Raw genomic sequence first — 11,560 nt, forward strand, 5'->3', positions numbered from 1 at the left:
GCACCTCGATTGCACCGCGTACCGGTAATTCATACGTGCAGCCGGCCTTCCGCGACACCGCCGTCATTCCTGCGATACTGGCGGCTGCTTCGTTTTCGCTTACATCCGCTGCCATGCCGCTTCCCGACACACCCCGCCTCGGCTTCATCGGCGCCGGTCGCCTCGCGCGCTGTATCGCGCAGCGTTTCGCGCAGGCCGGCTTCCCCGTCGTCGCGATCGCGAGCCGCACGCCCGCATCGGCCGCCGGCCTCGCCGCGCGCATCGACGGCTGCCGCGCGGTCGATACCCCGCAGCAGGTGGTCGACGCCGCCGACCTGATCTTCGTGACGACGCCCGACGATCATCTCGCGTCGAGCGCCGCGGCGCTGCGCTTCGACGCATCGCGCGCCGCCGGCCAGGCGGTCGTCCATTGCAGCGGCGCGTCGGCGGTCGCGCTGCTCGATCCGGCGAAGCGGCAAGGCGCGGCCACCGGCGGCTTCCATCCTCTTTATCTGTTCGGCGGCACCGATGCCGACCTCGCGCGCATCGACGGCTGCTCGGTCACGATCGAAGCGGACGGTGCGCTGCACGCGACGCTGCTGCGACTTGCCGCCGCACTCGGCTGCCATCCGCTGTCGATTCCGGCCGGCGGCCGGATGCTGTATCACGCGGCCGCCCACTACGCGGCGAGCTTCGCGCTGTGCGGGCTGTCGGAAGCGGTCGAGCTGTGGCGCGGCCTCGGCTTCGACGAGGAAGCCGCGCTGCGCGCGCTGTTGCCGATGCTCGCCGGCACGATCGAGACCGCCCGCGACAAGGGGCTCGCGAATGCGCTGTCCGGGCCGGTGTCGCGCGGCGACACGGGCATCGTCGAGCGCCAGCTCGCGCTGCTCGAGGCGCGCGGCGGCGATCACGCGGCGCTGTACGCGCTGCTGACGCGCCGCGCGGTCGCGCTCGCGGCGAAGCGCGCGACGCCGCCGGCATCGCTGCCGGCGCTGGCCGAAGCCGTCGAAACGTCGCTCGCGCGCGTGGCCGCGCACCCCTCCCCGTCGCGAGACGAGGCGTGATAATGTGTCGGCCGATGCGCCGCCAACCGGCGTTGGCGGCCGCACGCTACTGACTGTATAAAAAGGATGCCAACGATGTTCGGCGAGATCGCCCGTTTTCTGCTCAATACCGTCTTCACGCTATTCGGCGCCGCGCTGATTCTGCGCGTCTGGATGCAGGCCGTCCGCGTGCCGCCCTACAACCCCGTCACGCAAGCCGTGCTGCAGGCGACCAACTGGCTCGTGCTGCCGCTGCGCCGCGTGATCGCGGGCGTACGCGGCATCGACTGGGCCAGCGTCGTCGCCGCGCTGCTCACCGCGCTCGTCTACGTGGTGCTGATGGTCGTGATGGCCGGCTTCGATCCGGCCGCCGTGATCGCGACGCTCGTCGTGGTCGCGCTGCTCACCGTCGTGAAGTGGGCGCTCAACCTCATGATCTGGATGACGATCCTGATGGCGCTGCTGTCGTGGCTCAACCCGCGCTCGCCGGCGATGCCGATCCTCTACCAGCTCACCGCGCCGTTCCTGAACCCGCTGCGCCGCGTGATCCCGAACCTCGGCGGCATCGACCTGTCGCCGATCCTGCTGTTCGTGATCGTGCAGGTGCTGCTGATGATCGTCACGCGCGCCGCCGTGTCGCTGACGATGTTCGGCATCTGATTCGACGCCACCCTACGCCGCCGGCCCCTGCGCCGGCGGTGCGCCGAGCGTGTCGATCACGCCGAACTGCGCCGGCATCATCGCGTAGCACACCCGCACTTTCTCGTGCGACAGCCGCTCGAGCAGCCGCTGCGCCTCGTTCTCGGTGACGATGAATTCGACCTCGATCGCGAGCGAGCCCTGCAGTTCGAAAAAGCGATCCTCATGCAGCACGCGATGCTGGCCGAAACCGGCCATCGCGCGAAACGCGGACCCGCCCGCGACGCCCATCCGGTTCGCCTCTTCCAGCAGCCACTCCCACAGCGGCTTCCAGTGCAGCCGGTGCTGCTCGTGCACGTAGAAGCGCAAAAAGACCCTGTCCATCGCTCCCTCCGATGGCGGCCCGCTCAGGCCGCCGCGAGCCACGCGCGCGCGGTCCACATGCCGAGCGCCGTCAACGCGAACGATCCAGTCAAGTGTAGGGCAGCCACCGCCAACGCCCATCCGAATTCGCCCTCGAGCGCGTGCGTCATCACTTCGACCGAATAGGTCGAGAACGTCGTGAGGCCGCCGAGAAACCCGGTGATCACGAACAGCCGCCACTCGGGCGGCAACCCGACGCGGGCCGTGAATAAGACGGCAGCCACGCCGATCACGTAGCCGCCGAGCAGGTTCGACGCGAGCGTGCCGAGCGGCACCGCGGGAAAGAACGCGTTGAGCGCGAGGCTCAGGAACCAGCGCAGCAACGCGCCGAGCCCGGCGCCGACGAAGATCGCGACGATCGAATAGAACAAGGGCACTCCTCACGGACGGCGCCGCGCGGCGCACGCGGCCTACGCTGAACTGTATGCGGAATCGCGCCGCGCCGGCAATGCCGACGGGCCGGGCCACATGCGCATTCCGTGGCCGGCAGGCGCGGGGGCTCGACGCCAGCTACGACGCGAATCCGTCCGGCGGTTTCGCGGCGTGCGACTCGATCATATGTCTGGGGCAACCGGCTGGTTCCAGGTCGACGGCGCAAGCGCGAGCGTGCCGCAATGGCCGGCGCTCGTGCAGGCGCTCGCCGCACGGCCGTCATCGCGCGGCTTCGGCGGGTCGACGCGAGGCGCGGGGCTCAGCCGCCGCGCCACGCGCGCTCAAGCGCGTTCAGCGTCGCCAGCGCGCCGCCCTTCAGCCCGATCACGTCCGCCCGGCGCGCATGCGCTTCGCGCGCGTTGATGCGGATCACGTCGGCACCGAGCCGTTCGCTCAACTGGCGCACGGTCGAAATCGCGGTGCCCGCGCCGATCTCGACCACGGCGACGCGCCCGGCCCGCGCGATCCAGTCTTCCAGTGCGCGCTCCTGTGCGTCGTAGCGCGCACCGAGCCAGCCGGTATCGCCGAACATCAGGATGTTCGGCCGCGCGAGCCCGCCGCAGTGCGGGCAACGCGGCATGTCGCCCACCAGGCGGCACGTCGCTTCGTCGACCTCCGGCACGAACGGCGCCGCGTCCCACGTGTCGTCCGTGCACGGGCGCAGGCACTGCATCGCATGAATCGAGCCGTGGATCTCGACGATGCGCGCCGGATCGAAGCCGGCTTTCTGGAACTGGCCGTCGACGTTGCTGGTCAGCGCGAAGCCGCCGTTCGGCATCGCGTCGATCCAGCGGCGCAGGATCGCGAAGCCCGCGTGCGGCACCGTCGCGCGGTAGAGCGCGAGACGGTGCCCGTAGAACCCCCATGCGAGCGGCGCACGCGCACGAAACGCGTGCGGCGACGCGATCTCGTGGAATTCGAAACGCTCGTGGCGCAGCGCCGGATACGCACGCCAGAAGCCGTCCGTGCCGCGAAAATCGGGCAGCCCGGAATCGACGCCGATGCCCGCGCCGGCCGTGACGAGCAATGCGTCGGCGCGCGCGAGTGCGTCGACGGCGGACGCGACGAGATCGGCGGGAAGCGACGCGGCGGCGGAGTCGGCGGAGTCGGCGGGATCGGAAAACGGCATGATGGAGAAGCGGTGGCGTCGAACATTGCGCGAGTGGCGTCGCGATCATACGCCGGTTCGGGCGCCGCGCTGCATCGGCAACGCCACTGCGTGGCGCTGCGCGCGTGCGGCAGCCGGCGATGCGAGTACCGGCTGTCCGCAAGCGTCGCACCGGCGGCACCGCAACCCGGCGCCCACGCTTGCTCAGTCAGCCGAATCGCCCTGCGCAACCGGAATCTCATCGACCGAGAAATAGACCGGCTTGCCGATTTGCCGCGCAAGCGCCACGTCCGCATCCGCCCCGCGCGATGCGCCGTCGATGCGCAGCACCGCATCGCAGCGTCGCAGCAGCCGGTGCGCGGCCGGATACAGGAACGTTTCGCCGATCGCGTCGCCGACCTGCGTCGACCCGGCCGCGGCCGCGAGCGGCAGCGACACCCATTCGCCGATCATCGGCACGTGCCCGCGGCGATACACGGCGAGCGCCGCGGCTTCCAGCCGGTGCAGGTTCGCGGCGATGCGCGCGGGGTCGCCGTCCGTGCCGCTGCGATAGGGGCCAGCGACCAGCACGAGCCGCGGCGTCATGCGGCGCACGCGCCCGCGGTTTCCCGCAGCGCGACGTACTGGAGCAGCATGATCGTCTTCGCATCGACGATCTCGCCGCGCTCGACCGCGTCCAGCGCCGCCTGCAGCGGCATCTCGACGACCTCGAGATCCTCGCCCTCCTCCGCGACGCCGCCGCCGGCGCCGGTGCGCAGCGACGCATCGTATTCGCCGACGAAGAAATGCAGCTTCTCCGTCACGGAACCCGGGCTCATGAACGCCTCGAACACCTTGCGCACGCCACGCACGCGATAGCCGGTCTCCTCCTCGGCCTCCGCGCAGATGCGCGCTTCCGGCGTTTCGTCGTCGAGCAGCCCGGCGGCCGCTTCGAGCAGCATGCCGTCGTGCCCGCTCACGAACGCCGGCATCCGGAACTGCCGCGTCAGCAGCACGTCGCCCGTCTCGGCATGACGCAGCAGGATCGTCGCGCCGTTGCCGCGATCGTAGGTCTCGCGGCTCAGGCGCTGCCACGTTCCGTCGCGGCGCATGAAATCGAACGTCACCTTCCGCAGCACATACCAGTCATCGGACAGCACCGTCGTATCGACGATGCGGACCCGTTCCCGCGTTGCAGCCATTGCAGCCTCCGGTTCGACAAAGGACGGCGCCCATGGTAACGTGCAGATTCGTGCAATTTCAAGAATTTTCGTGCAACCACGATGCTGACGACGCAACGCAAGAAGGCGATCCTCGATGCGCTCGCACGCGATGGCCAGGTGCTGGCCGCCGAGCTGAGCGTGCAATTCGGCGTGTCCGAAGACACGGTGCGCCGCGACCTGCGCGAACTCGCGGCCGAAGGGCTGCTGCAGCGCGTGCATGGCGGCGCGCTGCCGGCGTCGCCGGCCGTCGCGCCGTTCGCGCAGCGCGAGGCGCTCGAAACCACGGAAAAGCGGCGCATCGCGCGGCGGGCTGCACAGATGATCGCGCCCGGGCAGGTAGCGATCGTCGACGGCGGCACGACCTCCGCGCTGCTCGTCGGCCAGTTGCCGGCCGACCTGCATGCGACGATCGTCACGCACAGTCCGAGCGTCGCGGTTGCGCTGGCCGCGCATCCGTCGATCGACGTGATCCTGATCGGCGGGCGGCTCTACAAGCACTCGATCGTCGCGGTCGGCGCGGCAGCGATGGAAGGCATCGCGCGCATTCACGCAGACCTTTACTTCATGGGCGTCACGGGCGTGCATCCGGTAGCTGGCCTGAGCACCGGCGATTTCGAGGAAGCGGCGATCAAGCGCGCGCTGGCGGAACGCGCGGCCGAGACGGTCGTGCTCGCGTCGCAGTCGAAGCTGCGCGCGGCGTCGTCGTTCGTGATCGGCGACATCACGCTGGCGCAGACGATCGTCGTCGAAAAGGAAACCGACGCCGCGCTGACGAAGCCGATCGAGGCCGCGGGTGTGACGGTGGTGCACGCGTAGCGCGCGGCGCGCTCGTACGGGCCGAATCGGTTGCGGGCCGCATCGCGCTCGTGCCGAACCCATGTCAGCGTGCCGACAGGCAGCGCTTGCTAACATGGGCGATCCCCGATCGCCACGTGCCTGAGCCCGATGCATCCGACCTCCACTACGCCGCCATCTGCACCGCCCGCAGGCGACGCACCACTGCCGGGCGTCCTCGCGCTGTTCGTCGCGTTCGCGCAGATCGGCCTGACCAGCTTCGGCGGCGGGCTCAGCGCGCGGATGATGCGCGACTTCGTGCACGAGCGGCGCTGGCTCGACGAAGAGGCGTTCCTCAATGGCCTCGCGCTATCGCAAGCGTTGCCGGGCGTCAACGTGAAGAATCTCGCGATCTGGATCGGCTACCGGCTCGCCGGATGGCGCGGCGCGGTGGCCGGCTTCACCGGCATCATCGCGCCGCCGGCCGTGCTGATCGTGCTGTTCGGCATCGCGTTCTCGACCCTCACGCGCTTCCCGCTCACGCATGTCGCGCTCGCCGGCGCGGCGGCCGCGGCGATCGGGCTGTCGATCTCGATGGCGATCACCGCGGTGCGCCGGTTACCGCGCCGCGTGCTGCCGTTCGCGGTGATGACGCTCACCTTCGTGTCGGTTGCGGTCCTGCACTGGCCGCTTGTATGGACCGTGCTGATCGGCGGCACGCTGAGCGTCGCGCTCGAATACCGCCGCGCGGCCGCCACACCGACCGGAAGCGGCGCACGATGAACGCATCGGCGCGCTACGCAGCACTGTTCGGCGTGTTCGCACCGCTATCGATCGCGACGATCGGCGGCGGGCAGGCGGTCATCGCGGACATCCAGCGGCAAGTCGTCGATGTCCATCACTGGATGAGCGCCACGCAATTCGTGAACGACTTCGCGATCGCACGGATGGCGCCGGGCCCCGGCTCGCTGCTGGCGACGCTGATCGGCTGGCAGGTGGCCGGCTTCTGGGGCGCGGTGATCGCGACGCTCGCGCTGTTCGGCCCGACCGCGTTCCTGATCTACGGCGTCGCGCATCTCTGGCGGCGACACCGGGGCGCGCGATGGCAGGTCGCGCTCGAAGCCGGCCTGCGCCCGGTCGCGGCCGGCATGATCCTCGCGTCGGTGTGGGTGTTGTTGCAGGCGCTCGACGGCGGCTGGGCCGCCCGCGCGATCGCGGTTGCATCGACGCTGTGCGTGATCTACACGCGCGTTCACGCGCTGTTGCTGATCGCAATCGGCGCACTGCTGTTCGTCGGCGTGCACACGCTCGGCGGCGTGTAACACACCGCCGCCGTGGTCGTACCGGGCCGTCGTGTGATCGCCTAAATCCCGCGAAACTGCGGCGCGCGCCGTTCCGCGAACGCGCGCAGCCCTTCGTCGAAATCCGCGCCTTCGCACGCCTGCCGGCGCAATTCCGCAATCCGTTCGAACGCGTCGGCCGGCAACGGCCGCGCATCCTGCAGCACGCGCAACTGCTCCTTCACCGCGTGCACCGCGAGCGGCGCCTTCGCGGCGATCGTGCGCGCGACGTCGAGCGCCGCGTCGTCGACCCCGCCCGCGTCAGCGAGCCGGTTCACGAGCCCGTGATGCGCGGCGCGCTCCGCATCGAGCGGCTGCGCGCAGAAGAACATCTCCTTCAGCACGTGGATCGGCAGGTTGTCGCAGAAGCGCAGCAGGCCGCTCGTCGAATACGGCAGGCCGATGTTCGCCGGCGTCATCGCGAAACGTGCGTCGCGCGCCGCCACGACGAGATCGCAGCTCATCACGAGATCGACCGCCCCGCCCCACGCCGATCCGGCCACCGCCGCGATCACCGCGCCCGGATAGCTCCGCACGCGCCGCAGCGCGCGTTCGAGCGGCTTGCCGTACGCGAGCGGATCGCGATCGTCGGCCAGTTCGCGCAGGTTGTGCCCCGCGCTCCACACGTCGCCGCTGCCGTCGTTCGACAGGATCACGACGGGAGGCGGACGAAGCACGGCAAGTTCATCAAGGCGCGCGACGAGCGCATCGAGCAACGGCGCGTCGAGTGCATGCCGTCGCGCCGGATTCGCGAAGCGCACGCGCGCGATCCGCTCGCCGATCAGGTCGACCGTCACGGTCGACGCCCCGTCGTGTTTCGTCACGTCGGTCATTGCACGGCCTCCGCCACCGCATCCGCCTGGAAGATCGCGCGGCCGGCCAGCAGTGCGTCGATCGCATCGTCGCCGTAGCCGGCTTCGCGCAGCACGTCGACCGTATGCTCGCCGAGCAGCGGCGGCGCATGGCGCGTGCGCGGCGCCGGCACGTCGTCGCCCATCCCGCCGAGCGGCGTGACGACCTGGCGCAGCGTGCCGAGCGTCGGATGCGCGACCGGCTCGACCAGCCCGCAATGCGCGAGCTGCGGATCGTCGAATACTTCATCGAGCGTATGGATCGGCCCGGCCGGCAGCCCGGCCTCGACGAACCGTTGCGTCCATTCGCGCTTGCCGCGTGTGCGCAGCTGGCTTTCGAGCAGCGCCTTCAATTCGTCGCGATGCGCGACGCGCGCATCGTTGGTCGCAAAGCGCGGATCGTCCGGCAGTTCGGGCAGATCCAGCAACCGGCACAGCCGCAGCCACATGTCGGTCGTGATCGGCGCGAGGTTGAGCGGGCCGTCGGCCGTCTCGAACACGCCGTACGGCGCGATCACCGCATGCGCATTGCCGGTGCGGCGCGGCACGTCGCCGAGGCTCAGGTAGCGTTGCCCGTGCACGCTCAACAGCGCAACCAGGCTTTCGAGCAGCGACGTGCCGACATGCTGGCCGCGCCCGGTGCGCTCGCGCTCGAACAGCGCGGCCATCACGCCGGTCGCGACCCACATCCCCGAGCTGAGATCGCCGATCGCGGTACCCGTGCGGGTCGGCTCGCCGTCGGGGAAACCGGTGAGGCTCATCAGCCCCGCATAGCCCTGCGCGATCTGATCGAAGCCCGGCCAGTCGCGCAGCGGACCGCGCGGGCCGAACGCGGTGACGCTGCCCATCACGAGCCGCGGGTCGCGCGCGCTCAGCGCGGCATAGCCGAGCCCCATCGCGTCCATCGTGCCGGCCTTGAAATTCTCGATCACGACGTCGGCCTGCGCGATCAGGCGCCGCACGACGTCGAGGCCGGCCGGCTGCCGGAAGTCCACGCAGATGCCGCGCTTGTTGCGGTTGCAGGACAGGTAGTACGTGCTCACGCCGCGATCGAACGGCCCCCAAGCGCGGCTCATGTCGCCGTGCGGCCCCGACTCGACCTTGATCACGTCGGCGCCGAGATCGGCGAGCACCATCGAGCAGAACGGCCCCGACAGCGCGCGACTCAGATCGACGACCCTGATTCCTGTTAATGCCTGCATTCCGGACTCCTGATATTGATGACGGGGTGTGTCTCGTTTCCGAGCGACTGCGGTGCGCCGCTCACTCGGGCAGCGTCTGATGCCGCGTTTCGACCGCGAACGGCAGGATCAGGATGCCGAGCCCGAACACGGCCGCGGTCCATGCGACCGGCACGCCGAGCGATCCGTAACCGTGAATCGCGGCGCCGAGCACAAAGTTCACGCCCGCGCCGATGAAGCGGCCGACCGACGCGTTGAACGCGAACGCGGTGGCCCGCACACGTGTCGGATATTGCTCGGGCAACCACAGCGAGAAGATTGCGAAGTTGCCGCCGAAGAAACCGAGGAATGCCAGCGACACCATGAACGCGGCGAGCCCGTTCGGCTGGTAGAACGCCCAGCCGAACGCGAACACGATCGAGCCGGCCATCCCCGCGAAATACACGCCGAGCGCGGTACGCCGGCCGAGCCGTTCCGACAGCCACGGCGCCACCAGGCAGCCGGCAATCGTCGCGCACGACAGGATCGCCGCGCCGATCGACGCGAGCCGCAACGCCCCGACGTGATCGATGCCCGCGCGTGTCGCCAGCGAGGTGACCGCGCTCGCCTCGTAGACTGAGCCGGCCCACAGCCCGACGATCGCGACGCCGACGAGGCTCGCGCTCGTCAGCGTGCGACGCAGGAACGCCGGCGCAAAGATCTCGCGCAGCGGATGCGCGCGCCGCGCGTCGGCCACGTCGCCGTCGCGCGCGTCGTGCCGGCGCCACTGCCCCGGCTCCTTCACGCGCATCACCGTGAACACCGCGAGCAGCGCGGGCGCCAGCCCGCACAGGAACATCGCGCGCCAGCCGTAGGTCGCACCGATCGTGTAGTTCAGGCAGGCCGCGATGAAGAAGCCGAAGTAGTAGCCCGTCTGCAGGTAGCCGGCGCCCATCTTGCGGCGGTCCTCCGGCCAGCTCTCGGCGACGTAGGTGCCCGCGAGCGCCCATTCGCCGCCGACGCCGATCCCGGCAATCAGCCGGCACGCGGCCAGCGCCCACACGTCGTGTACGAACGCGGCCGCGCCGGTGAACACCGAATAGATCAGGATGCTCGCCGCGAGCGTGCGCACGCGGCCGAAGCGGTCGGCGAGCGGCCCCCAGATGAACGACAGCCCCCAGCCGATCAGGAACAGCGCGAACAGGATCGAGCCGTACATCCCCAGATTCGCGGGCGTCGCCGCGATGCCGGACGCCGGCAGCAGTTCGGTCAGTGCGGGAATCAGCACGAGCGCGTAGATCACCGAATCCACGCCGTCGAGCACCCAGCCCGCGTACACGGCCCAGAAACCCTTCACCTGCTCGCGCGTGAGCGGCGTGCGCCGCGGCTTCGCGCCGGCCGCCGGCGCGTCGATCGCCTTGAACATCTTCGTCTCCTTGCCGGCTGAGCCGGCTCTTGCGCCGCGTCCGGTCCGGGATGGCCGGCAGTCGGGCTCTTTTGTGAGACGAGTATAGAAACGTCAGCGATCGCCGAAAAATATGATATTCATCTTGCTCGATCGGATTGGCTTATGGCTTGAATCGGGCTTGAATCGGGAGACGGCGGCGATGGACTTGAGACAGTTGCGCTATTTCGTGAAGGTCGTCGAATGCGGCAACGTCACGCACGCGAGCGAGGCGCTGCACGTCGCGCAGCCGGCGGTGAGCCAGCAGATGCGCAATCTCGAGCAGGATCTCGGGATGCAGTTGCTCGAACGAAGCGTGCGCGGCGTCGCGCCGACCGCCGCCGGCCGCACGCTGTACCGGCACGCGCTCGAACTGCTGCGCCAGGCCGACGGCACGCGCGAGCTGCTGCGCCGAGACGCCGAGACGCCGCAGGGCCGCGTGACGGTCGGGATGCCGTCCAGCACCGCGCGCGTGCTGGCGATCCCGCTCGCGCAGGTGGTACGCGAACGTTATCCGGGCATCATGCTGGAGCTGATCGAAGCGCCGAGCGCCGATCTCGACACGCTGCTCGAACGCGCGAGGCTCGATCTCGCGATCGTCGTCGACGCGGTCGATACGCGCGGCATCGCGATTCGCCGGCTGCTGACGGAGACGCTGTACCTGATCACGTGGCCCGGCTTTCCGGTGCCGGATGCGCCCGTCCCGCTCGACGCGATCGCGCGGATGCCGCTCGTGTTGCCGAGCGCGCCGAACACGATCCGCAACCGCGTCGACTGGGCGATGCGCGAGGCCGGGCTGTCGTACGAGATCGGTTTCGAGGCGAGCTCGACCGGGCTGCTGTTCGCGGCCGTGATGGCGCAGCTAGGCGTGACGATCCTGCCGTGGACGGCCGCGCACGTCGAGATCGCGGAGCGCAAGCTCAAGCTGTCGACGGTCGCGCATCGGCTGTTCGCGCGCGACCTGTCGCTGTGCTGGCACGACACGGCGCTCGTCAGCAACGCGGTGCAGAAGGTGAAGGCCGAAATCGTCCGGCTGTTCGACACGCTCGGGCAGCGGCCGGAATGGGCAGCCGGGAATGTCGAGGGCGCGTGAACTGCGCGGTGTGGCGTACCTTGTGCCGCCCCGTCGCGCGTACCGGGCTCGTTCATCCTGGGTGCTGCTGAT

General features: G+C 69.8%; 14 protein-coding genes. 6 read left to right on the forward strand and 8 right to left on the reverse strand.

All coding sequences use genetic code 11. The annotated features are described in order from the left end of the window. Positions 1–113 precede the first annotated feature (113 nt). Together HWW87_RS11730 and HWW87_RS11735 are read left to right on the forward strand one after the other, a co-directional pair. Positions 114–1,043, forward strand: a complete 930-nt coding sequence (locus HWW87_RS11730) for a DUF2520 domain-containing protein (protein WP_175820368.1) — start codon at positions 114–116, stop codon at positions 1,041–1,043. A gap of 75 nt (positions 1,044–1,118) precedes the next feature. Further along, on the forward strand, positions 1,119–1,682 hold the full coding sequence (locus HWW87_RS11735; RefSeq protein ID WP_175820369.1) for a YggT family protein: 564 nt from the start codon (positions 1,119–1,121) through the stop codon (positions 1,680–1,682). Positions 1,683–1,694: 12 nt separating this feature from the next. Here HWW87_RS11735 and HWW87_RS11740 read toward each other — a convergent pair whose 3' ends face one another. The 5 genes from HWW87_RS11740 to HWW87_RS11760 form a co-directional block, all read right to left on the reverse strand. Further along, positions 1,695–2,045, reverse strand: coding sequence for a DUF190 domain-containing protein (locus HWW87_RS11740; protein WP_175820370.1), 351 nt, complete (start codon positions 2,043–2,045; stop codon positions 1,695–1,697). A gap of 23 nt (positions 2,046–2,068) precedes the next feature. Further along, entirely contained in the window at positions 2,069–2,455 is a 387-nt protein-coding gene (gene crcB, locus HWW87_RS11745) for a fluoride efflux transporter CrcB (protein ID WP_174386987.1), read from the reverse strand. A gap of 320 nt (positions 2,456–2,775) precedes the next feature. Further along, positions 2,776–3,645, reverse strand: a complete 870-nt coding sequence (locus HWW87_RS11750) for a Sir2 family NAD-dependent protein deacetylase (RefSeq protein ID WP_175820371.1) — start codon at positions 3,643–3,645, stop codon at positions 2,776–2,778. 183 nt (positions 3,646–3,828) lie between these two features. Beyond that, entirely contained in the window at positions 3,829–4,209 is a 381-nt protein-coding gene (locus HWW87_RS11755; RefSeq protein ID WP_175820372.1) for a DUF4406 domain-containing protein, read from the reverse strand. Continuing rightward, positions 4,206–4,805: an NUDIX domain-containing protein gene (locus HWW87_RS11760; RefSeq protein WP_175820373.1), complete on the reverse strand. Its 600-nt coding sequence runs from the start codon at positions 4,803–4,805 to the stop codon at positions 4,206–4,208. The genes HWW87_RS11755 and HWW87_RS11760 overlap by 4 nt, the downstream gene beginning before the upstream one ends. An 81-nt stretch (positions 4,806–4,886) precedes the next feature. Between HWW87_RS11760 and HWW87_RS11765 the strand changes: the two genes are divergently transcribed. From HWW87_RS11765 to HWW87_RS11775, 3 genes are all read left to right on the forward strand, one after another. Next, complete coding sequence (locus tag HWW87_RS11765) at positions 4,887–5,642, forward strand: DeoR/GlpR family DNA-binding transcription regulator (RefSeq protein ID WP_175820374.1); 756 nt, start codon at positions 4,887–4,889, stop codon at positions 5,640–5,642. 129 nt (positions 5,643–5,771) lie between these two features. Further along, the gene (locus HWW87_RS11770; protein ID WP_175820375.1) at positions 5,772–6,383 is read left to right on the forward strand and encodes a chromate transporter; all 612 of its coding nucleotides are present in this window, start codon (positions 5,772–5,774) and stop codon (positions 6,381–6,383) included. After that, positions 6,380–6,922, forward strand: a complete 543-nt coding sequence (locus HWW87_RS11775) for a chromate transporter (RefSeq protein WP_175820376.1) — start codon at positions 6,380–6,382, stop codon at positions 6,920–6,922. The genes HWW87_RS11770 and HWW87_RS11775 overlap by 4 nt, the downstream gene beginning before the upstream one ends. Before the next feature lie 41 nt (positions 6,923–6,963). Here HWW87_RS11775 and scpB read toward each other — a convergent pair whose 3' ends face one another. The 3 genes from scpB to HWW87_RS11790 all read right to left on the reverse strand — a co-directional run bounded on the left by scpB (position 6,964) and on the right by HWW87_RS11790 (position 10,377). Continuing rightward, positions 6,964–7,773 carry a methylmalonyl-CoA decarboxylase gene (gene scpB, locus HWW87_RS11780; RefSeq protein ID WP_175820377.1) on the reverse strand — a complete coding sequence of 270 codons (810 nt, stop codon included), beginning with the start codon at positions 7,771–7,773 and terminating at the stop codon, positions 6,964–6,966. Beyond that, on the reverse strand, positions 7,770–8,993 hold the full coding sequence (locus tag HWW87_RS11785; RefSeq protein ID WP_175820378.1) for a CoA transferase: 1,224 nt from the start codon (positions 8,991–8,993) through the stop codon (positions 7,770–7,772). The genes scpB and HWW87_RS11785 overlap by 4 nt, the downstream gene beginning before the upstream one ends. Before the next feature lie 61 nt (positions 8,994–9,054). Beyond that, positions 9,055–10,377 carry an MFS transporter gene (locus tag HWW87_RS11790; protein WP_175820379.1) on the reverse strand — a complete coding sequence of 441 codons (1,323 nt, stop codon included), beginning with the start codon at positions 10,375–10,377 and terminating at the stop codon, positions 9,055–9,057. A 181-nt stretch (positions 10,378–10,558) separates the two neighbouring features. Between HWW87_RS11790 and HWW87_RS11795 the strand changes: the two genes are divergently transcribed. Continuing rightward, a complete protein-coding gene (locus HWW87_RS11795; protein WP_175820380.1) occupies positions 10,559–11,488 on the forward strand; it encodes a LysR substrate-binding domain-containing protein in 930 nt (309 codons plus the stop codon). Positions 11,489–11,560: the final 72 nt, after the last annotated feature.

This window comes from Burkholderia sp. BCC0419 (assembly GCF_902830285.1).
Taxonomy (GTDB): Bacteria; Pseudomonadota; Gammaproteobacteria; order Burkholderiales; family Burkholderiaceae; genus Burkholderia.